The sequence below is a fragment of the Marinobacter alexandrii genome, assembly GCA_039984955.1.
Lineage (GTDB): Bacteria > Bacteroidota > Bacteroidia > Cytophagales > Cyclobacteriaceae > Ekhidna.
The window spans coordinates 2,053,549-2,074,068 of sequence record JBDWTN010000007.1 but is presented as its reverse complement, the minus strand read 5'-3'; the positions used below and the strand labels follow the sequence as shown (position 1 = coordinate 2,074,068).

Below are 20,520 nucleotides of genomic sequence, written 5' to 3'. Positions count from 1 at the left end.
CCAAATTAATTTTTATAATCTTATCCACGTATCCACAGTCCTAATAATAAGAATAGTATTTAATTAAACTATATATATATAATATAGGTATGTATATAAGTAGCTAATTGATATGTACAAAAAATTTCTTTTATTCATCGTTTTCCCTTTCAATTTGATCTTTGCCCAAAATCAAGATCAAATACGTTTAGCCAATGAATACTATCAACAAGGTGATACGGAAAAAGCCAAATCACTTTACGATGAGCTTGCGGAGAATCCTTACAACGTTCAATTGATCGCTGGTAATTACCTCACGCTGCTAAAAACAATAGGAGGATATGAACAAGCAGAAAATTTTCTTAAAAAATCGATTCGATCTTTTCCCGCCAATATGCAATTTCAAGCTCAATTGGCGGGAATTTATCAAGAGTCTGATCAACTAGACAAATTAGATAACTATATCAAAAACTTAAGGAAGATTTCTGGTTCTAATCCTTTCCAATTAAGTATTCTGGCACAGTATCTGGCCAACGAACAGTTATACAGTGAAGCAATCTTATTTCTCAAGGATTCAAGGAAAGTTAGAGACAACCCAACAGTACATGCACTAGAACTTGCTTCTATCTATCGTATGGTAGATGACAAACCTTCAATGATTGAAGAGTATCTTAACTATGCATCTGATAGTCCAAATCGCTTGAGCTATATTAAAAACTTATTGCAAAGTTTTATACAAGAAGAAGAGGAGCTAGATGAGTTGGAAAACACATTGATTAGGAAAATGCAAGAAAATCCGGAAGACACGAAGTTTGCAGAGCTTCTTCTTTGGGTTGAATTGCAAAGGAAAAATTTTTACGGAGCTTTTGTTCAAGCACGTGCAATTGATAAGCGAAATGAAAAACCAGGTGATCGCTCTATGGATATTGGTCGGATCGCTCTTGAAAATGAAGCATATGAAGATGCAGAAGAGATTTTTGAATATGTGGCGAGTCAATACGCTGGCTCAAGAAATTATCAGTATGCTAAAAGACTCTGGATGGAATCAAAGGAGCAAAAAATAAAAAATACATATCCTATCAAAAATGAAGAAATACGTGAGCTTGCAAGTCAGTATCAATCATTACATGATGAATTGTATCCATCACAAACCTCGTTTAATGCTTTAAGAAGTAAAGCGCTACTTCATGCCTTTTATTTAGATGAAATCAATATAGCTGCAGGGCTACTAAATCAGTTGGTAACTAATCCACGAGCAGGAATACAACTGATTTCTCAGAGTAAACTGGATCTTGGGGATATTTACCTCTTAAAAGGAGAGCCTTGGGAAGCCACCTTACTTTATTCACAAGTTGAGAAAACGTATAAAAGTCACCCGTTAGGATATGATGCGAAATTGAGAAATGCGAGGCTGCACTATTTCACCGGAAATTTTTCTCTTGCTAAAGGACATTTAGATATTCTGAAAAAAAATACAACTAGAGAAATTTCTAATGATGCAATTTCGTTAGGAATGCTCATCACTGATAATACAGCTTTAGATACCACCGATTTGGTAATGAAGGAATTTGCAGATATAGAACTTCTAATTTTTCAAAATAAGAAAACGGAAGCGAATGCACGACTTTCTCAGATGCTCACCGATTATATGCATCACTCAATCACAGACGAAGTTTTTTGGTTAAAATCAAAATTGGAACTCGAAGCAGGTAACGCAGAAAATGCGATTGATTATCTCAATAAAATTTTAGCTTCGTATTCTTATGACATTCTTGCAGATGATGCAGCATTTAAAAAAGCAGAAATTTTTGAACGGCATTTAGAAGACATAGAACAAGCGAAGACTTACTATCAACAATTCCTTATTGACTATCCAGGAAGTATGTTTGCTGCAGAAGCACGGAAAAGATTCCGTAGGCTAAGAGGAGACTTTATCAATTAAAGGTAATACGGAAGTTTTCTTAATTTTCTTTAAGACCATCATACTTTGTACTAATCTGATATTGTTGAGCCTGGCTAGCTTTTTATTGACAAACTCGGCATATTCTTCCATGTCTTTTACTAAAACCTTCAGAAGAAAATCAAAAGATCCAGCTAAATGAAAACATTCCATTACTTCTGAAAATTTTGAAATCTCGATTTCAAATTCTCTTAAAAACTCCGCCTTGTGCGATTCAAGTGTAACCGAAGAAAACACTTCAAAACCGAAACCAGCTTTTTTGTGATTTACAGAAGCATGATAACCCTCAATGATTCCACTTCTCTCTAATCGACGTAATCGTTCATAAATTGGCGTAATGCTAAGGCCTAGTTCACTGCTCAACTCTTTCATCGTAAGCTTTCCATTTGCCTGTAAAAGCGAAACCAGTTTCTTATCAATTAAATCCATTTTTCTATTTCAATCTATTAGATGTTAATCTTTTAGAAAAAACATATAGTTAATTATTTAATAAAGGTAATATTTTCTATTCATATTTTATTTTTTAGATTTTTCATTCATTTTCGGATTAAAGAATTCCTTATGAAAAATCTAAGTCCAGAAAGTTTGATGATGTCTTATGGTTTTAAACCATCCCTTTCGGAAGGAGCGATCAAACCGCCCATTTTTCAAACTTCTACTTTCGTATTTGAAAGTGCGGAAGACGGGAAGGCTTTTTTTGAACAAGCTTATGGACTGAGAGAAAAGGAAGATGAAGAAGAGTTAGGGTTGATCTATAGTCGGCTTAACAACCCAGATTTAGAAATCTTAGAAAATCGACTTTGTCTTTGGGATCAAGCGGAAGAGGCGGCAGTCTTTGAAAGCGGTATGGGAGCCATCACTACTGCGCTACTTCAATTCTTAGAGCCAGGGGATCTATTACTACATAGTAATCCAATTTATGGAGGAACAGACCACTTCGTGAAGCATGTACTTCCAAAATTTGGTATAAATGTGATAGGCTTTGATCCAGGTCAGACCCAAGAAGAAATTGAGCAGATAATTATTAATAGTGGTCATTCATTAAAAATGATCTATGTTGAAACCCCGGCTAACCCGACTAACCACCTTGTAGATCTACAGATATGTAGATCAATTGCAGAGAAATTTACTAAAAACAAGCGTCCGATAATTGCTGTTGATAATACCTACATGGGTCCTATCTGGCAGCACCCTTTGGAGCATGGAGCGGATTTAGTTTTATATTCAGCAACGAAATACATTGGTGGTCATAGTGATGTGATAGCTGGCGCATGCCTCGGCAGTAAAGAGCTAATTGCTCAGGTAAAGGGAATGAGAACCTTTCTTGGAAATATGGCTGGACCTTGGACAGGCTGGCTGTTGTTAAGGAGCCTTGAAACCCTAAAAATCCGAATGGAGCGTCAGGCAGAAAATGCGGCTTACGTATTCAATGCATTAATCAACCATCCAAAAGTAAAAACCATTCATTATCTAGGAGCTCTAAAGGAGGGAACGAAACAGCACGAAATTTTCAAAAGACAATTTTCTTCAGCTGGAGCGATGCTGTCATTTATTCTCGAGGGCGGAGAAAAAGAATCCTTTCAGTTTTTGAATAATCTGAAATTAATCAAATTGGCAGTCAGCTTGGGAAGTACTGAGTCTTTGGCACAACACCCTGCATCAATGACACATGCGGGAGTAGATCCAGAAGAAAAATTGAAGTACGGAATCACTAACAACTTGGTGCGAATTTCTGTTGGTGTCGAAAATCCAAAAGATCTTGTTTGGGATATTGAAGAAGCATTATCAGAAATTGAAGTTTCTTCAAAGGAAAATTCAAGTGCTTTATTGGGGTCAACTCTGGTTTAATTTTAACCCGCTTGAGATTAAACTCTGTTTTAACTAGACTGAAGTGAGTCAAAGTATTTTTTCAGAAAAATTAAATCTGAATCTTCGTGAAGAGCCGAAACTTTAGGTCTAGTTTGGCACGAATACTTTCTTTTTTTGTGAAAATAATTTGATTTTTCATTCATTGAAACAAATCGACCTTGGAAAAGCCTTGAGCCAACAGTTACATTTATTGGTATTTTGTTCACATTCGTGATTTCAATCGACAAGCAACCAACATATCCTGGTTGAAACATTGATGAAGAGTGTAATCCTAATCTTGAATAAGAGCTTCTTAATCCTAGTAACAATGAAATATCGTTTGGAAGTTTTAAATACTCTAGACTAATTGCGAGCACTGTTTGATTGGGATATAAAACAAAGGTCTCACCCGGTCTTCTCCTTGTTTGAGTAAACGAATCATCAATTGATTGATTTTCATTGTTGATAAGAGAAGCATTTAACGTTGAATTTCTTCCCTGTGAAGAAATATGAAAATCATACCCTAAACGAAAATCTGTTGTGATTTCTCCTATTTGACTCTCCTCTAATAAAGGCCGAATAAACAGATCTTTATTATACCTTTTTAAAACGTCACTTCTTGTTAGATACATCTTTCCAATTTGATGATATAATATAGTTACTTATCGTCTTCTCGGTAAGATTGTTGATGATTTCATATTTAAATACTGGATCAACCGTGAATTGAAAGTTGTTTTTTTCTGAAATTTCATTCCAGTCGCCTGACCATAAACCCCATATTTTTTCATAAACCATGTGAATATTGATTTCAGAATCAATCTCTTCAGGAATTAGATGATTAAAAGAATCAATACTCAGATTATTTATTATAGGTATAAATTCCTGCTCAGTAATAAGCTTAGTATACTTATTTATTAGATCCAGGAGTGTATTTTTATCGTTTTGTAAATATGAGTCAACAATTTTACTTCTGTTCAATGTTGAAGGATGAGTATAGGAAACTTCATTATATCTTTCAATGTCTAAAAACTCTAAGTATTTAATACAAGAGTTACCTAGGTATGTTGCAGCAAATATGTCCGCAAAATATTCCATTAGGTGGCTTTCAAGATAGTCGTTTTCATCTGCTATAAAATCTGGAATATATTCTTCGCTAATTAAACGTTCTTTGATTTTGGGATTTTCATCCATTTCTAAAACTATCGTTTCAGAGATTCGGAAATGTTTATCAATAAAATGCCCCAACTCGTGATACAGGACGGAGGCAGCTAAGTAATCATTTGATAAGAGTTTAGGCAGAGATATTTGTATTAAGCGATTTTCAAAATCAATACTATATCTTTCTTTAATTACATCATAATAATACTGTACTGTGTATAATGTTGGATCAAAATAAAAGTCCATTTGATCTAGTAGCGAAGTAACAATAATATATTTTTCAGAATCTTTAACCCAACTCCTTAGAACGATTTCTAAAGATTTTATAATCTCAAATGGGATATTATTTAAAGTCGTTGAATTAAGATATTCTAAATTCTTAAAGAAAAAGTCTATTAATACTTTTAACTCTCTAATCTCTTCTTCATCCAAAGAAGTAAAATCTTCAACTTTTATTTTGTTAAAGAGTCTTTCAAGAAGGTTATGGTAATCTCCTTTTTTAGGATCGGAATAGACATTGAATTTAGATTTACTCCATGCTTTTTCTAGTTGTGCAAAATGCAGTTCTAGAAGTTTAAGCATCTATCGATTCTTGGCTTAAAAGAGTCTTTAACTTTCTGTAATCATCTATTTTTAACTGATCAGGGTCAATTCTTTGAAAAAACTTCGTATCAGCGTTTTTTAGATGAACTATGATTTTTAATTTATCTCTATCGACTTGAAAGATTTGCTTTTCTCCGATTGCTAACGAATGAGCTTCAACAATCACATTGTCAATTATGTCTTTGTATTTAGCTTGTCCATTCAAATACTGGCTTATAAATAGGGTAAATAAACTAAAGCTTTCTGATGAATGTGATTTGGAGTATAGCATGCCTTTAATAACGGTTTTTTGTAAACTATATTCTATTGCTCCTATTAAGAGGTTTTCCGCACAAGCCCTATAGTACAAGCTTTTGCTTAACTTAGCGTTGAACAAATATACAAATATATGGTCGTTTTGAACATATATTACTTATATATTCAAATTGAATAGTAGTTTAAAAAAAATATATGTAGCAATTTATGAAGGAAAAGTTGTGTTTTTTGATACAAACCTTAAAGCCTTTGTTGAAAAGCTAAAAGTAGTAGAACCTGAGGAGGAAAGAAGCTTATCAACGTTTCAAAGATTGTTTAAGAAAAAGGAATTCGAGTCTTACGTCAATGAAAAAGGTAAAATTTATCTTTTACAGAGACTTGATGTGAATTGATACACTTTTAACTAAAAACTCTCAAACCAAAATCAATCTAGGTGGAGTAGGCTCCATCAAAGAAGGATCTGGTGAAAAATGCTTATCCAGAAAGCCATTCATTTCATCAATGGTTTTATCAGACAGAAGGGGCAGAAGCTCTTCCATTACCTCTCCTGAAATCATGTAAGGAGGGTTTTCCATATTAATTTTGTTGCCTTTACAATGAGCATAAATTTGGTATTCCCCGCAATCATTGAGTTGAGTCTTTTTAATCATGCAGGATTTGAGACCCTCTTCTGGTGACTGATTATGCATTTCTAATCTGGATTGAATATCAATATTCTCCTGAAAGTATCTCATCATACTTTCCCATGACTCTTTCGATATTTCTTTACGCATGGTTTCGGCACAATCCATACAAATTGCATAATCAAAGACAATATCCTTAGCAGAATATCCTTCATAATTTTTGACAGCCTTTTCAATAATGTATTCAGTATCATCATCAAGCAGATATTTCTCACATTCAATGCACTGTTCAAAAGGAGCATTTGTCTCAAACGAATGGAACTCTTTCGGGATACCTTTTTCTTCCATATCGTCAAAGCTAAGATGAAAAGCAGGCAGAAGGAAAAATAGTATGCATGCATAACAAATTTTGCTATATTTGAATACTAGAGCATTAATAAGATGAAAAGAGAAGAAACGGTAGACTATAACATTAAGGGATTATGGCACAGCATCTCTCGCATGTACAATCAATTCGGCGCGAAATATGATGTGACTGCTTCTACTGGCTTTGTTTTATTAAACATAGATGTAGAAAATGGAACCCCTGCTACTAAGATAGCTCCCTTATTAGGCATGGAGTCAAGAAGTTTGACCCGTATGTTGAAAGCGATGGAAGAAAAGGGATGGGTTTATCGCGAAAAAGATCCAACCGATGGTCGCTCAGTTCGAATTTTTCTTTCAGATCTAGGTCAGGAAAAGCGAGAATTATCTCGAAGAGCTGTGAGGGAGTTTAACACGAAAATTCAAACACTTATTCCACAAGAAAGACTTAATGATTTCTTCACTGTTGTTCAACAGATTAATGCAATCATTGATGAACCATCTCTCTTCAATAAGATCGCGGAAGAAATCTCAAATGAGTTTGCTAGTAGCGGACTTTTACAGAATCAATAAGCTAATTAATAAAGAAAATAGATAAATGAAACGAACCATTAAGAAAGCAGCAGTTCTTGGATCCGGAATAATGGGATCACGTATTGCCTGTCACTTCGCCAATATTGGCGTAGAGGTGATATTGCTTGATATCGTTCCTCGGGATTTATCCGAGAAAGACACAGATAATCTTTCAGCTAGGAATAAACTGGTAAACGATGCATTGCAAACAGCTATTAAATCAAACCCTTCTCCGCTCTACGATAAGTCTAAGGCGAGTCTGATTGAGACAGGAAATTTTGATGATGATTTACAGCGAATCAAAGAAGTTGATTGGATCATTGAAGTAGTTGTAGAGAATTTAGATATCAAGAAATCTCTATTCGAGAAAGTAGAACAGCATCGAATTTCTGGAACCCTTATTACTTCAAATACATCAGGCATTCCTATTCATCTTATGCTAGACGGAAGAAGCGATGATTTTCAGAAGCATTTCTGCGGAACTCACTTCTTCAATCCTCCAAGATATCTTCGACTATTGGAGATCATCCCTACCACTAAAACAGATCCTGAGATTATTGATTTCTTCATGCACTACGGAGATCTATATCTAGGAAAAGAAACAGTGCTCTGCAAAGACACACCAGCGTTTATTGCTAACCGAATTGGAGTCTATGGCATGATGTCCACCATTCATGTTGTAGATGAACTTGGATTAACAGTGAATGAAGTTGACAAACTTACAGGGCCAGTTATTGGACATGCTAAATCGGCAACCTTTCGGACATCAGATCTTGTTGGTCTTGATACATTGGTAAATGTTTCAAATAATCTCTATGCTGCACTCGAAAAAGACGAGTCTAGAGAGAAGTTTAAACTTCCTAAAGTCGTAAAATCTCTATCGGAGAATAAATGGCTAGGTGATAAAACGGGCCAAGGTTTCTATAAGAAAGTTAAAAAGGATGGAAAATCTGAAATTCTGGAGTTAAATCTAAAAACACTTGAATATGAGCCAAAATCAAAGGCCAAGTTCGATGTGATGGATACAACTAAGAATATTGAAGATGTTAGGGAGCGTTTACCGATTCTTTTAAAGGATGAAGGAAAAGCAGGTGACTTTTATAGAAAAACCTTTTACGATCTTTTCAAATATTGCACGAATAGAATTCCTGAGATTGCAGATGAATTGTATAGAATTGATCAGGCTGTGGCAGCAGGGTTTGCATGGGAGCTAGGCCCGTTTGAATCTTGGGATGTTCTTGGAGTTGAAGAAACAGTTACCAAAATGAAAGAAGCTGGAATGGAGCCAGCAAGTTGGGTACAAGAAATGCTAGATGCTGGACACAAGTCTTTCTACAATTTTGAAAATGGAAAAAAGCACTATTATGATATTCCATCAAAATCATACAAAGTAATTCCGGGAACAGAAGGGCTGATCTTTTTGGATGCATTTAAAGCAAACAAAAAAGTATGGGACAAGCCTGGCGCTACCATTTACGATATTGGAGATGGTGTGCTGAATCTTGAGTTTCATACTAAGATGAATTCTGTAGATGCCGATGTGATTGAGGGAATAAACACTGCCATTACCATGGCGGAAAAAGATTTTCGAGGAGTGGTAATCGGAAATGAAGGACAGAATTTTTCAGCAGGAGCAAATCTTGCTATGTTATTTATGTATGCAGTTGATCAAGAATTTGACGAAATAGACTTGATGATTCGTACGTTCCAAAATACCATGACCAAAGCTCGGTTTTCGAGTGTTCCCGTAGTGGCAGCTACTTCTGGCCTTGTGCTTGGAGGAGGCTGTGAACTTTCCTTACACTGTGACGCTATCCAAGCACATGCAGAATCGTATGTAGGTTTGGTAGAAGTTGGTGTGGGCTTAATTCCTGGAGGAGGAGGAACAAAGGAAATGACACTCCGCGCTGCAGATGATTATACGCCAGGAGACCCTGAGTTAAATACATTACAAGAATATTTCATGAATATTGCTACGGCTAAAGTTGCGACATCCGCTGCTGAAGCTAGAAAAATGCATATTTTGAAAGGAGGTGATGAAATCACTTTAAATAGGAAAAGGTTATTGACGGATGCCAAGGATAAAGTAGTAGCACTTGCGGATGCAGGCTATACCCAACCTGTAGAAAGAGATAATATCAAAGTTCAAGGTAAATCAGCGCTTGCGATGTTTCATGCAGGCATAGGAGGAATGAAATATGGAAGCTACATTTCTGAACATGATCAAAAAATTGGGCAAAAACTAGCTTGGATTATGGCAGGAGGAGATTTATCTGCTCCAACGAAAGTTTCAGAGCAATACTTGCTGGACCTAGAACGTGAAGCGTTTTTAAGCCTTTGCGGAGAACCGAAAACATTAGAAAGAATTCAAAGTATACTTTTCAAGGGTAAACCACTCCGTAATTGATAATTAAAAATTGAAAAAACATGAACGCATATATAGTAGCAGGATATAGATCGGCTGTGGGCAGAGCCAAAAAAGGAGGCTTTCGCTTCTATCGCCCAGATGATTTAGCAGCAGATGTTATCAAGCATCTGGTTGGATCAGTTAAAGATTTTGATGCCACACGAGTGGATGATTTAATTGTTGGCAATGCCATTCCAGAAGCAGAGCAAGGACTTCAAATGGGACGATACATTTCCTTATTGTCTTTACCTATTTCTGTTCCGGGAATGATTATCAACAGATACTGTGGATCAGGATTAGAAGCGATCCACTTGGCATGTGCAAGAGTACATTCTGGTACAGCAGATTGTATTATCGCAGGAGGAACCGAATCAATGTCTCTTGTTCCGATGATGGGATACAAAGCCGCGCTCAACTGGAAAATAGCAGAGAAACATCCAGAATATTATTTGAACATGGGTTTAACTGCTGAGGAAGTTGCCAATGATTTTGATATCTCGGCAGAAGATTCTAATCAATTTGCTATGGAATCTCATCAGAAAGCGGCAAAAGCGATTAAGGACGGGAAATTTAAAGATGAAATTGTTCCTATTACGGTAGAAGAGACTTACGTTGGTGAAGATGGAAAACGTCATAAAAAGGAATTTGTCGTAGATACAGATGAGTGTGTTAGGCAAGAAACAAATATGGATACACTTGCAAAACTTCGACCTGCTTTTAAACAAGGAGGGCAAGTGACGGCTGGAAACTCCTCGCCCACTTCAGATGGAGCAGCATTTGTTATGGTGATGAGTGAGAAAATGGTGAAAGAACATAATCTTGAGCCTATTGCACGCATGGTGAGCTATACCGCTGCTGGTGTTGATCCAAGAATAATGGGCATAGGTCCTGTTGAAGCCGTACCAAAAGCACTTAAGCAAGCAGGAATTAAACAAAATGACCTAGACCTAATCGAATTAAATGAGGCTTTTGCGGCTCAATCGCTCGGTGTTATTCGCGGGCTAGATTTAGATACGAGTAAATTGAATGTGAATGGAGGAGCAATAGCACTTGGTCATCCACTTGGATGTACAGGAGCAAAACTTTCCATTTCGCTTTTCAACGAGATGAGAAGAAGAAACGGAAAATATGGTATGGTGACAGCCTGTGTTGGAGGAGGCCAAGGAGTTGCTGGAATCTATGAATTCCTCAACTAGAAATAATTAATTGATAAATGAATAGGACGGTCTTTCGAGTGAAGGCCGTCCTTTTTTTATTTGTAGTTATCTTGTTCAAAATTTACCTACGATGAAAAAAATTCTATCACTTACATTTATTCTCAGTACGCTCTTATCATTTTCCCAAACGGATAAAGATCTGGCTGAACAATCTGTTGATCAAAATATTATAAAAAGTCATATTGGTTTTCTAGCCTCTGATGAGTTGGAAGGAAGAGATACTCCTTCTCGCGGATTAAAAGTAGCTGCAAAATATCTTGAAAGTCGTTTCATTGAGTATGGAGTCCAAATGGCTCCTGGCATGGAGAGCTATTTTCAGCCAGTGGCCATGAAAAAAGTAAGCCCAGCCAATACAGGTACTTTAATTTTGGGCAATTCTGAATATAAGTTTCAGGACGATTTTTTTATGCTGGAAGGAGATAACTCGAATATTTCAGGAGATTTTGTTTTTGTGAACTATGGCTCTGATGAGGATTTAGAAAAAACGGAAATAGAGGGAAAGATCGTTGTTGCTATCTGTGGAGATGGAGAAAGTGATAGCCCACAAGAATGGTTTGGCCAGTCAGCTGAAAAACGAGCTAAGGTATCTGAGCTTGGGGGTCTCGCATTGGTAGAGCTATACAATTCACCTCAGATTCCATGGAACTTCCTTGTAAGGTATTTTTCTGGAGATCAAGTTGTTTTAGATGAAGGAGGAGAAGATGAAAAAACAATGACCCACCTGTGGATGAACAGGTCTGGAGAAGATTTTAATGCTTCAGGAGAAAAAAATGCATCTATTTCAATTTCAGGGTCGAATATCGAAAAATTCAACTCGCAGAATATTGTTGGGTTTGTAGAAGGTTCAGATAATAAGTTGAAAGACGAAATTATCGTGTACTCAGCTCACTATGACCATGTAGGAATAGGACAAGCAGATGCAAATGGTGACAGCATTTATAATGGGTCGAGAGACAATGCTGTGGGTACAGTTACGGTGCTATCAGCCGCTCAAAACTTTGCGAAAACCCCAACAAAAAGATCTGCTATGTTTGTTTTATTTACTGGAGAAGAAAAAGGACTACTTGGAAGCAAAGCCTTTGTTGATAATTCACCAGTAGACTTGAGTAAAATCGTTTATTGTTTTAACTCTGATAATGGAGGCTATAATGATACTTCTAAAGCAACAATTATTGGTTTAACAAGAACCACTGCAGAGGAAATGATCATAGAGGCTTGTGAGGCTTTTGGACTGGATGCAATTGAAGACCCTGCACCAGAACAAGGGTTGTTTGACAGGTCTGATAATGTGAGGTTTGCTGCAAAAGGAATTCCAGCACCGACATTTAGTATGGGATTTACTGCGTTCGATGATGAGATAACTAAATACTATCATCAAGCTGGAGATAATCCAAATACGCTAGATTATGTTTATCTCGAAAAATTCTTTAGAAGTTATGTGTATGCATGTCGTATGATTGGTAATGCTAAGAAGTCACCATTCTGGATTAAAGGAGATAAATACTATGAAGCGGGAAAAGAGCTTTACAAGTAAAAAATAGAAAAGGCCCATAAGGGCCTTTTTGATTTAGAGGAATTAGTGGTGGATTTTACTAAAAATTCTTAAATGAAAACACCGGGGAGCCCACTATGTAAGTGAGATAGTTGGTAAACCAAAGGATTAAGCGAAAACCTTGGACCCCCAGTATTTTCTAGATTAACCATCAACCTAAGAGCATATCATCTATTGTTATAAATAAATGACAATATGAAATTACGAAAGGGAGCTCTATCTTATTTCTGGAAAAACATAAATCAAAACAGAGTAAAACATAAAACTCTGATTTTCAACATATTAAATTAGTCTTGGTTATGTTTTTTACCCTAAAAAAGGTAGAAGAATACCTAAAAAAGGGTAGTGCTTAAATGGTGGCTATTCCGTTTTGAAAAGCGAATTTTACAAGGCCAACAGCGTTTTTAGCTTTTGTTTTTTTCATTAGATTCTTACGGTGAGTATGAACAGTCTGCTCACTTACAAAAAGTTTCTCGCCGATTTCTCTCATGGTAAGTTCTTGACAAATGAGTTGGAGTATCTCAATTTCTCTAGGACTGATATCAGCTCTTCTAGCTACACCCTTATCTAATCCGTCTTTTTGTATTTTCTTGTGAAGTGCCTTTGAAACCAGTTGATTGTAGTAGAAGTCATTATTTATGACAGAAATGATTGCTTTGTGGACTTCATCTGGATCTGCATTCTTCAACAAGTAACTATGAACGCCAATTTCTATGAGGTCGGAAATAATCTGAAGAGAATCGTGCATCGAGATCATGACGATCTTCACTTCGGGAAACTTCGATACTATCTTTTTAGATGTTTCCCACCCGTCCATTATTGGCATTTCCAGGTCTAAAAGAACCAAGTCAAAATTATTTTCGCTAAGTTTTTCGATTGCTTGTTTTCCGTTTTCTGCATCATCAACTACCCCTACCTCATCAAAGGATTCAAGTAGCATCATTGTTCCTCGACGAAAAAGAGTATGGTCATCAGTGACCAAAATATTTAGCTTCTCTGGTTGATTTCTCTCGCTCACTACTTCAAATTAACCAATCGAAGTGGGTAATACCAAATTAACTTTAGCTCCTCCTTCTTTATCGTTGCTGAAAAAGCACTTAGCCTGGATAACCTGAGATCGATTTTTAATATTTAATAACCCCATACCATCACTGTTTTCTAAAACATCTTGAGGGAAACCAATTCCATTGTCTCGATATTCTATTTTGATTGTATCTGATGATTTAGAAACTGAAAAATCAATTTCGGAAGCACTGGAGTGTTTAATAGAATTATTGAGCAGTTCTTGAACTATCCTAAATAACATAAGAGAGTCCTGTTCTGTCAGTGAAGGATCATCCCATTGCTTAATAGAAACCTTCAAATTTTCTGACAATAATTTTTCGAAAAGATCTTCAATCGCATGCTTTAGTCCATATTTCTTCAAAATGATTGGCATCATCTGATGTGAAATACTTCTAACTTGAGATATGGTCTCATCCAGGTGACCTAAAACAGGATCCAGAGATATTAGGCCTTCTTTTCTTTTAGCTACCTCAACATTCAATTTTATTGAAGAAAGCATAGCTCCCACACTATCGTGAAGCTCAGTTCCTAAGCGGTTTCGTTCTGCTTCCTGCGATCTCAAAGTGGCGTTGAGCATTTCTTCTTGATGCTTGGTTTTTATTTCTTGCATCTCCAATTGACTTTGAAGCATTTTTCTTCGGTATAGAAGAACAAAGAATACAACGGAAAAAGCCATTAGCATGACTGCTATTGTCCCAACAATTACGAGTAAGATTACTTGTCCCTCCACAGAAGGTAAATTAAAATATAAATCAGGAATCAGGATTTTTTTGACTGGTAAGCTTTTGAATAGCTAACAAGGAACCAGACGACTCCTCCCAAAATTAGAAGCGATCCATAAACTACAATATTTACGATAATTTCTATCACGATATTTGTCGAGGATTTAGAGAGTCTTGATATCCCTTACTAATTAAAATGAGAACGTAAAATAGAATAAAGTTCTTGCACGAATTGGCGAAGAGCTTAATGATTGAAATCCACGTGTAAGCTTCACCTGATATCTTTAGATCAAATATTAAATAGTTATTAAAAATACCTTGTAAAAGAATGAGACTATTGTATATAAAAAGTGAAGTAGCAATCCAGAAAACAGGGTTTAAACGTAACTGAAGGTTTGGCTTTTTAAGCAAATTGAAATAGATCAATAGCGATAAGAATATAAAAGAAACATTACTAAAAAGCCGAACAAACACATTTGATTCTGTAAAGTCAAATAAGAATAGGAATGATAGAACACATCCAAACAAGAAGATAGCCAATAGGGTGAATATGGCTTTTTTGTATTGATCTAAGATTTTGAGGAATAGTAGTATAGTGATAAAATAGTTAAGTATGTACCAGGTATTCCCGATGATGAAACTATTCGGATAAATAAATCGGATAAAAAAGAAGTTGAATGTATCGGCCAAAAAAGAAAACAAAAGCATATAAAAAACGATCCCGGATATACTTTTCCAGGATCGCATTATATATACGAAATAAAGACATCCAGCTAATGCTGAAAATCTGTTCAGACTTAAGAGCCAATTATAAAACTCTTCCAATTAACCTAACCCTTCGGGGCATTTAGGTGGACAAGTGTCGCCATCATCTGCTGGATTATCATCCAGGCCTCCGTCTTTAGTTACTGCAGCACCTAAAGACTTCATTTTAGTGTCTAAAATATTTCCTTCTTTATCTGCTGGAAACAAAACAAGTCTTTCTTTGCCATCTTCATTAATGCCTTTGAAAAACCATATCCCCTCGAGGGATTTATTGCTGCATAAGCTTTCAATAATATCGCGTCCATAAAGCCAACCAAATGTGGCATCAGGATTTTCCTTTTGATACTTCTTAACCCAATCTTTGGCTTTGGCTTTTTTCATCCTTCTGCCAATGACTTTCACGTCTTTACGTTTTTTTTCTATCATGTTTCAATAAGGTTTAGTTGGTTTGAGGACAATGCTAGTGCTAGCATCCTTTTAATCAAAGAGTTGTACTAGAAATCAGCATCAAAATACCCTAAAATGGGTAGCGATTTCGTCGAAAACGAAAAGGAAGGCAAAGATTTTGATCGAAAATGGAAGAACCGTATATATTTGCCTTCCACTTTAAACAACTAGAAAAATGGCAATGCTCGGAATAATAATCGGACTGTTTGTGCTAGCAATTATTTGCCCAATGATTCTTCCTAACAAAATGGTTAGCAAGCACGGAAGAGATCACGAGGTAGACTAAGAAATTAGTTCTTTTTCTGCTTCTCTTTTCTAGCATTTACGAAAGCAAGTGCATGAGCAAAGGCGACAAGGAATATGACAATATTTACGAAAATATTAACTCCTTCTGTTACTGCTGGGTTTGTAAGTTCCATTATTAAGCTACTCTAGTTTAAAAGATATTTTTGTATCTAATTGACGGCTAAGATAGGCTCTTTCATTGCTTTGAGCAATTTTCTTACATCCATTTCATCATTATACACATTCGGCGCAACACGTATCGCGTCACCACGAAAGCTGACACTTACACGATTTCCTTTTAAGGCAGACTGGACAGATTCCATTTTGATTGAATTGGGTAGTCTAATACCAAATAAGTGGTGACTTCTATACGCCTCCTCTTCAATTCTGAAACCTAAATCTCTCATTTCCAGAATAGCATTCTGTAGCAATTCTTGTGTGTAGGATTGTATGTTTTCAGGCGCCCATTTCAGCAATTGCTTTATAGCTTGTTTCAGCATGGGAACAAGGATAAAATTGCTATGCTCGCCAACTTCATACCTGATAGCTTGATCACGGTAATTTGGCTGATAGTTCACTAGTTGAGTAAAATCATCACTATTTGACCGATTAATCCAATTCTCTTCGATGGGAGTGCCCTTATCAAAAGCAGGTCCGTAATACGCCATTCCGATTGAGTATGGGCCCATTAACCATTTATAGCCTGCACAAATCAGTGCGTCCGGTCTGATTTTGGAAATGCTAAATGGAAGCGCGCCGATTGACTGAGTGCCATCAACCGCTAGGAGACCACCGTATTCGTCAAGCTTTTTTCGTATTAGCTCAAGCTGGAATAGTGTTCCGTCAGACCAATGAATATGTCCAATGGAAACAAGTCGTGTTTTTTCATTGATTGCACCGAGTATCTTTTCATTCCAACTCTCACCTCTTTTTGGGCTATCCGAAGGGGTAATTACTTTCAGTTCAAAGCCTCGCTCCTCTAATTTCATCCATGGATACATGTTGCTAGGAAACTGTTCATCGCAAACTAAAATTTCTCCATCCTTGAAGGGAAGGTTATTTGCAACATTGGCCAAACCATAAGAAACGGAAGGAATAATTACTGTTCTATCGGGCTCGGGATTATCGATGAGCTTGCTGTAGAGTAATCTTAGTGTATCAGCTTCATGAAAAAAATCGTCAGGTGAAATATGAAATGGTTTTCGTTTCTTTTTGATTCCTTCTATTCCCGCTTTTTCTACTTTCTTCAAAAGCGGAGACATGTAAGCGCAGTTGAAGTAGGCTTGCTTACGCTGAAGCTGAAATTTTTGACGTTGACATTTCATGTGTATCATTGAAAAATGAAGTTTCTACTTTTTGAATCGGAAGATAAAGCAAAACAGGTATTAGAAGAAGGTAAGCCAAGACAAGTCCTTGTTAAGAATATGGAAATTTGTATCGTAAGGAAGAATGACCAGCTCTTTGCCTTTCAGAATTTGTGTACACACATGGGCGCTTCTCTGAACCAAGGAAACATTAACCACTTAAATGAAATTGTCTGCCCTCTTCATACATATAGATTCAATATGACTACAGGGGAAGAATCAGAAAGTAGATGCAATCCACTAAAAATCTACCCTATCATTCAGTCAAACGACGGAGTGTATATTGATGTTGATTAATCTTATCCTATCCTGAAAAATTTCACAACAGAAACAAGGAAATCGGCAATGCTTTGTGCGATTTCGTTTCCTGATCCTCTACCCACTATATAAAGAACGAAAAGAACGTACATTGTCAATAGAAGATAAGATTTACTCTTTCCAAAATAACTTCCAGTTGTAAAAATTACAACGGCCACAATGGTGAGTATCCATAATAAGAAACGTAGCTCACTACTGAGATCTACAAGCTCAGGGGGCATATATATAGGCCCGTTAATAATGGTAAATATGAAAAGAGGAAGCCCTAGAGCGAAGCAGATATCAAAAATATTGCTACCTAATGCATTTGATATAGCATCATCATATTGTCCTCTTTTGGCATCTTTTACTGAAATAATAGTATCAGGAAAACTAGAGGCTGCAGAAGCGAGAATCAGTGCAACGAACATTACAGGAATATTCAATCCATTAAATTCTCCTAACCCGGCCACAGAATATGTATCTGCACCAATCCATTCACAAGCTAACACTAGAAAATAACACACCATAGCAATAGAGAGAGTTGAAAACAGCAATAAGGACCATGCTCTCATTCCACTGATTTTATTATTACCTATAAAAATACGCTCCAGATCAAAGGTTACTAGCCCTTTGAAGAATGGACCTTGCGGTTCTTCACTACTTTCAAAAACATTTTCCTCAGCCTCTTCTTCGGTTTCAAGTAAAGCCGCACGTTGAGACTTTTTCATTGAAGCAAACATGTAGATGATGTATACCACATAAACTAACATCAATAACATTCCATGATACCAATGCAAAGAAGATCCGCTAATTAGTATGAGGAAAATAAGCTCTGCAATGATCAGCGCAATTCCATCTCGAAGTAATACTTTTCTGGATACATGAACCTTTTTGGTCATTTTCATTCCAATAACTGCAAGTACAGCTACGGCAGGAATTACCATTCCATTAAATATTGCACTACCAGCAGTGGTTCCAATACCTCCAGAAAATCCTTCAGCATCAGAAAGAACAAAAAGGAAAAAGAGTGAAGTGAATACTTCCGGCATTGAGCTGGCAATGGCGTTGATTGTTGCTCCTCTTACTCCATCAGAAAGATTTCTACCTATATATTCTGAGGCAGTCATGAAACCATCTCCAGCTCTCCAAATAATAATGCAACAAAACGTGATTAGCAGTAGGGGGATTATAATGCCCATGAATAAATTATTACGTTCAAGTGTGTGTTTAAAGTGGTGACCTCTAAGCTGGAATGGCCTAAATTAACAAAGTTTTCACTCTGTAAAACAAGTTCCTTCATCTTTTATCATTAAGATAAGTCAACTTCAAAAAGGATTTGTCTAATTTTTCGCTTGAAATAAGGATTTTAATCATGTATATCAACCTTTCAGGTCTTAACATTCTGGTTACGGGAGCGAGTCGAGGAATTGGAAAAGCACTTGCAACTAAGCTGGCAGAAGCGGGGGCCACTATTGCTGTTCATTATAATAAAAATGTACGTGAAGCAGAAAACTTGGCACATATCCTAGGAAACGAATCCAAGGCTTTTCAAGCGGACTTTTCAAAACCGGATGAAGCAGCAAAACTATTTGAACGGGTAAGTCTAGAAATGGGTAGCGTCGAAATAGTGATAAATAACGCTGGAATTGCTAAACCAGCAAGTATTGATGCTAAGGATGACGACTGGATGGTAGCATGGAATGAGACAATGATGGTGAACTTAAATTCAGCAGCGATCATTTGTAAGAAAGCGGTTCAACACTTTGTTAGCAGAAAAGCGGCAGGTAGGATTATTAATATTGCTTCAAGGGCTGCTTTTAGGGGTGAAGAGGCCGAATATATCTCATACGCAGCATCAAAGGCAGGATTGGTTTCGCTCACACGCTCAATTGCCAGATCCTATGGAAAGGAGGGTGTAAAAGCCTTTGTTATTGCTCCCGGCTTTGTAAGGACGGACATGTCTCAGGAATTCATGCAGCAATATGGGGAAGATCACACGAAAGGAGATTTAGCTCTGGAGCGTCTAACAGAGCCAAAAGATATTGCACCGCTTGTTACTTTTATCGCAAGTGGAATGGCGGACCATGCTACGGGAGCGACTTTTGATGTCAATGCCGGAAGCTATTTACATTAATGAATTAATTCCTAAATTAGAAGACCGAAAAACAATGCAGCATAATGGAAAGTAACATAAAAAATCACTTAAGAGCCCTAATTCAATTATCGATCATAGATCGTGATTTTGGTCAGCCTGAAAAATCTTATGTTTATACTATCGGGAAAGCGAATAGAGTAACAGAAAAAGAAATTGATGGATTGGTTGATGAAGTTTTAAACAGTAAAGAAAATACAGATGTAAACTTTGACGGACTTTTGTCAGAAGAACGATTTGACTATCTCTATGATGTTATTCAGTTGATGAAAATTGATGGAGAAGTTTTCCTTACAGAGATCAAGTATTGTGAAGAGGTTGCAGAAAAGCTTGGTTACGATAAAAAAGTAGTGAAGAGCATGTCTTCCCGCATCTATGGTGATCCTTCAATCACGGGTAACAGAGAGGCTATTATGAAGGAAGCGAATAAGCATTTAAAAAAATAATTTAATAGTAAAGAGAAATATATGAGCATCAAGTCGAAACTAAGTGTGCTGGTTCAGCTAGCAAATATCGATGGTGAATTTGCTGGTGAGGAAAAAGACCTGATATATATGATTGGCAAAGCCAATGGAATTGGTGAGGATGAAATTAACGCCATGGTTGAAAACCCAGAACCTATTCCGCCGCTAAGTACTATGTCTGAAGATGATAGGTTTGAATACCTATTTCACTTAGTGCAACTTATGAAAATAGACAGTCAGGTTTACCTTTCTGAAATAAAATTCTGCGAAGAATTAGCGGAAAAGCTAGGCTTCAAGCGAAGTGTAATTTCTGAACTTTCTTCACGAATTTATAGCGATCCAAGTATAACATCAGATGCTTCTTCATTGAAGAGAGCCGTGAAAAAGTACATGAACTAAAATTAAGAAAATAGAAAAA

At 36.5% G+C, this 20,520-nt stretch carries 21 protein-coding genes; 10 read left to right on the top strand and 11 right to left on the bottom strand.

Annotation, left to right across the window (positions count from 1 at the left end):
• The first annotated feature begins 112 nt into the window (after positions 1-112).
• Positions 113-1,921: a tetratricopeptide repeat protein gene (locus tag ABJQ32_15425; GenBank protein MEP5291042.1), complete on the top strand. Its 1,809-nt coding sequence runs from the start codon at positions 113-115 to the stop codon at positions 1,919-1,921.
• Here the strand turns inward: ABJQ32_15425 and ABJQ32_15420 are convergent.
• Positions 1,898-2,368 (bottom strand): Lrp/AsnC family transcriptional regulator, encoded by a 471-nt coding sequence (locus ABJQ32_15420; protein ID MEP5291041.1) that lies wholly within the window; start codon positions 2,366-2,368, stop codon positions 1,898-1,900. The genes ABJQ32_15425 and ABJQ32_15420 overlap by 24 nt on opposite strands.
• Before the next feature lie 132 nt (positions 2,369-2,500).
• Here ABJQ32_15420 and ABJQ32_15415 point away from each other — a divergent pair, with 132 nt between their 5' ends.
• The gene (locus ABJQ32_15415; GenBank protein MEP5291040.1) at positions 2,501-3,787 is read left to right on the top strand and encodes a cystathionine gamma-synthase family protein; all 1,287 of its coding nucleotides are present in this window, start codon (positions 2,501-2,503) and stop codon (positions 3,785-3,787) included.
• Between the two features lie 29 nt (positions 3,788-3,816).
• Here ABJQ32_15415 and dcd read toward each other — a convergent pair whose 3' ends face one another.
• The 4 genes from dcd to ABJQ32_15395 form a co-directional block, all read right to left on the bottom strand.
• Positions 3,817-4,419 carry a dCTP deaminase gene (dcd, locus tag ABJQ32_15410; GenBank protein ID MEP5291039.1) on the bottom strand — a complete coding sequence of 201 codons (603 nt, stop codon included), beginning with the start codon at positions 4,417-4,419 and terminating at the stop codon, positions 3,817-3,819.
• Positions 4,400-5,527, bottom strand: a complete 1,128-nt coding sequence (locus tag ABJQ32_15405) for a hypothetical protein (protein MEP5291038.1) — start codon at positions 5,525-5,527, stop codon at positions 4,400-4,402. Before ABJQ32_15405 ends, dcd begins: the two co-directional genes overlap by 20 nt.
• Positions 5,520-5,897 carry a hypothetical protein gene (locus ABJQ32_15400; GenBank protein MEP5291037.1) on the bottom strand — a complete coding sequence of 126 codons (378 nt, stop codon included), beginning with the start codon at positions 5,895-5,897 and terminating at the stop codon, positions 5,520-5,522. The genes ABJQ32_15405 and ABJQ32_15400 overlap by 8 nt, the downstream gene beginning before the upstream one ends.
• A gap of 319 nt (positions 5,898-6,216) precedes the next feature.
• Complete coding sequence (locus ABJQ32_15395) at positions 6,217-6,774, bottom strand: hypothetical protein (protein ID MEP5291036.1); 558 nt, start codon at positions 6,772-6,774, stop codon at positions 6,217-6,219.
• A 93-nt stretch (positions 6,775-6,867) separates the two neighbouring features.
• On the opposite strand from ABJQ32_15395, the gene ABJQ32_15390 reads away from it, so the two are divergent.
• The 4 genes from ABJQ32_15390 to ABJQ32_15375 all read left to right on the top strand — a co-directional run bounded on the left by ABJQ32_15390 (position 6,868) and on the right by ABJQ32_15375 (position 12,520).
• On the top strand, positions 6,868-7,362 hold the full coding sequence (locus ABJQ32_15390; GenBank protein MEP5291035.1) for a MarR family transcriptional regulator: 495 nt from the start codon (positions 6,868-6,870) through the stop codon (positions 7,360-7,362).
• 25 nt (positions 7,363-7,387) lie between these two features.
• Positions 7,388-9,769 (top strand): 3-hydroxyacyl-CoA dehydrogenase/enoyl-CoA hydratase family protein, encoded by a 2,382-nt coding sequence (locus tag ABJQ32_15385; protein MEP5291034.1) that lies wholly within the window; start codon positions 7,388-7,390, stop codon positions 9,767-9,769.
• A gap of 20 nt (positions 9,770-9,789) precedes the next feature.
• Positions 9,790-10,965 (top strand): acetyl-CoA C-acyltransferase, encoded by a 1,176-nt coding sequence (locus ABJQ32_15380; protein MEP5291033.1) that lies wholly within the window; start codon positions 9,790-9,792, stop codon positions 10,963-10,965.
• A 91-nt stretch (positions 10,966-11,056) separates the two neighbouring features.
• On the top strand, positions 11,057-12,520 hold the full coding sequence (locus tag ABJQ32_15375) for a M28 family peptidase (protein MEP5291032.1): 1,464 nt from the start codon (positions 11,057-11,059) through the stop codon (positions 12,518-12,520).
• Between the two features lie 367 nt (positions 12,521-12,887).
• Here ABJQ32_15375 and ABJQ32_15370 read toward each other — a convergent pair whose 3' ends face one another.
• The 5 genes from ABJQ32_15370 to ABJQ32_15350 form a co-directional block, all read right to left on the bottom strand.
• Entirely contained in the window at positions 12,888-13,556 is a 669-nt protein-coding gene (locus ABJQ32_15370) for a response regulator transcription factor (protein ID MEP5291031.1), read from the bottom strand.
• 9 nt (positions 13,557-13,565) lie between these two features.
• A complete protein-coding gene (locus ABJQ32_15365; protein ID MEP5291030.1) occupies positions 13,566-14,333 on the bottom strand; it encodes an ATP-binding protein in 768 nt (255 codons plus the stop codon).
• Positions 14,334-15,150: 817 nt separating this feature from the next.
• Positions 15,151-15,516, bottom strand: coding sequence for a hypothetical protein (locus ABJQ32_15360; GenBank protein ID MEP5291029.1), 366 nt, complete (start codon positions 15,514-15,516; stop codon positions 15,151-15,153).
• Between the two features lie 311 nt (positions 15,517-15,827).
• On the bottom strand, positions 15,828-15,956 hold the full coding sequence (locus tag ABJQ32_15355; GenBank protein MEP5291028.1) for a hypothetical protein: 129 nt from the start codon (positions 15,954-15,956) through the stop codon (positions 15,828-15,830).
• A gap of 36 nt (positions 15,957-15,992) precedes the next feature.
• Entirely contained in the window at positions 15,993-17,147 is a 1,155-nt protein-coding gene (locus ABJQ32_15350) for an aminotransferase class V-fold PLP-dependent enzyme (GenBank protein MEP5291027.1), read from the bottom strand.
• Positions 17,148-17,162: 15 nt separating this feature from the next.
• On the opposite strand from ABJQ32_15350, the gene ABJQ32_15345 reads away from it, so the two are divergent.
• A complete protein-coding gene (locus tag ABJQ32_15345) occupies positions 17,163-17,483 on the top strand; it encodes a Rieske 2Fe-2S domain-containing protein (protein ID MEP5291026.1) in 321 nt (106 codons plus the stop codon).
• A gap of 2 nt (positions 17,484-17,485) precedes the next feature.
• Here ABJQ32_15345 and ABJQ32_15340 read toward each other — a convergent pair whose 3' ends face one another.
• Positions 17,486-18,685, bottom strand: a complete 1,200-nt coding sequence (locus ABJQ32_15340) for a hypothetical protein (protein MEP5291025.1) — start codon at positions 18,683-18,685, stop codon at positions 17,486-17,488.
• Positions 18,686-18,858: 173 nt separating this feature from the next.
• On the opposite strand from ABJQ32_15340, the gene ABJQ32_15335 reads away from it, so the two are divergent.
• Genes ABJQ32_15335 through ABJQ32_15325 form a run of 3 tightly spaced genes read left to right on the top strand, consistent with a single transcriptional unit; the run spans position 18,859 to position 20,501 of the window.
• Positions 18,859-19,620, top strand: a complete 762-nt coding sequence (locus tag ABJQ32_15335) for an SDR family oxidoreductase (protein MEP5291024.1) — start codon at positions 18,859-18,861, stop codon at positions 19,618-19,620.
• Between the two features lie 44 nt (positions 19,621-19,664).
• Positions 19,665-20,084, top strand: a complete 420-nt coding sequence (locus ABJQ32_15330) for a hypothetical protein (protein MEP5291023.1) — start codon at positions 19,665-19,667, stop codon at positions 20,082-20,084.
• Between the two features lie 21 nt (positions 20,085-20,105).
• On the top strand, positions 20,106-20,501 hold the full coding sequence (locus ABJQ32_15325; protein MEP5291022.1) for a hypothetical protein: 396 nt from the start codon (positions 20,106-20,108) through the stop codon (positions 20,499-20,501).
• The last annotated feature ends 19 nt before the right edge of the window (positions 20,502-20,520 follow it).

What these genes read in the sequence shown, in the direction of transcription:
- ABJQ32_15415 (MEP5291040.1), top strand. Translation starts at nt 2,501, where the DNA reads ATGAAAAATCTAAGTCCAGAAAGTTTGATGATGTCTTATGGTTTTAAA.
- ABJQ32_15325 (MEP5291022.1), top strand. Translation starts at nt 20,106, where the DNA reads ATGAGCATCAAGTCGAAACTAAGTGTGCTGGTTCAGCTAGCAAATATC.
- ABJQ32_15330 (MEP5291023.1), top strand. Translation starts at nt 19,665, where the DNA reads ATGGAAAGTAACATAAAAAATCACTTAAGAGCCCTAATTCAATTATCG.
- ABJQ32_15335 (MEP5291024.1), top strand. Translation starts at nt 18,859, where the DNA reads ATGTATATCAACCTTTCAGGTCTTAACATTCTGGTTACGGGAGCGAGT.
- ABJQ32_15380 (MEP5291033.1), top strand. Translation starts at nt 9,790, where the DNA reads ATGAACGCATATATAGTAGCAGGATATAGATCGGCTGTGGGCAGAGCC.
- ABJQ32_15345 (MEP5291026.1), top strand. Translation starts at nt 17,163, where the DNA reads ATGAAGTTTCTACTTTTTGAATCGGAAGATAAAGCAAAACAGGTATTA.
- ABJQ32_15395 (MEP5291036.1), bottom strand. Translation starts at nt 6,774, where the DNA reads ATGGAAGAAAAAGGTATCCCGAAAGAGTTCCATTCGTTTGAGACAAAT.
- ABJQ32_15425 (MEP5291042.1), top strand. Translation starts at nt 113, where the DNA reads ATGTACAAAAAATTTCTTTTATTCATCGTTTTCCCTTTCAATTTGATC.
- dcd (MEP5291039.1), bottom strand. Translation starts at nt 4,419, where the DNA reads ATGTATCTAACAAGAAGTGACGTTTTAAAAAGGTATAATAAAGATCTG.
- ABJQ32_15390 (MEP5291035.1), top strand. Translation starts at nt 6,868, where the DNA reads ATGAAAAGAGAAGAAACGGTAGACTATAACATTAAGGGATTATGGCAC.
- ABJQ32_15360 (MEP5291029.1), bottom strand. Translation starts at nt 15,516, where the DNA reads ATGATAGAAAAAAAACGTAAAGACGTGAAAGTCATTGGCAGAAGGATG.
- ABJQ32_15350 (MEP5291027.1), bottom strand. Translation starts at nt 17,147, where the DNA reads ATGAAATGTCAACGTCAAAAATTTCAGCTTCAGCGTAAGCAAGCCTAC.
- ABJQ32_15355 (MEP5291028.1), bottom strand. Translation starts at nt 15,956, where the DNA reads ATGGAACTTACAAACCCAGCAGTAACAGAAGGAGTTAATATTTTCGTA.
- ABJQ32_15375 (MEP5291032.1), top strand. Translation starts at nt 11,057, where the DNA reads ATGAAAAAAATTCTATCACTTACATTTATTCTCAGTACGCTCTTATCA.
- ABJQ32_15405 (MEP5291038.1), bottom strand. Translation starts at nt 5,527, where the DNA reads ATGCTTAAACTTCTAGAACTGCATTTTGCACAACTAGAAAAAGCATGG.
- ABJQ32_15340 (MEP5291025.1), bottom strand. Translation starts at nt 18,685, where the DNA reads ATGGGCATTATAATCCCCCTACTGCTAATCACGTTTTGTTGCATTATT.
- ABJQ32_15420 (MEP5291041.1), bottom strand. Translation starts at nt 2,368, where the DNA reads ATGGATTTAATTGATAAGAAACTGGTTTCGCTTTTACAGGCAAATGGA.
- ABJQ32_15385 (MEP5291034.1), top strand. Translation starts at nt 7,388, where the DNA reads ATGAAACGAACCATTAAGAAAGCAGCAGTTCTTGGATCCGGAATAATG.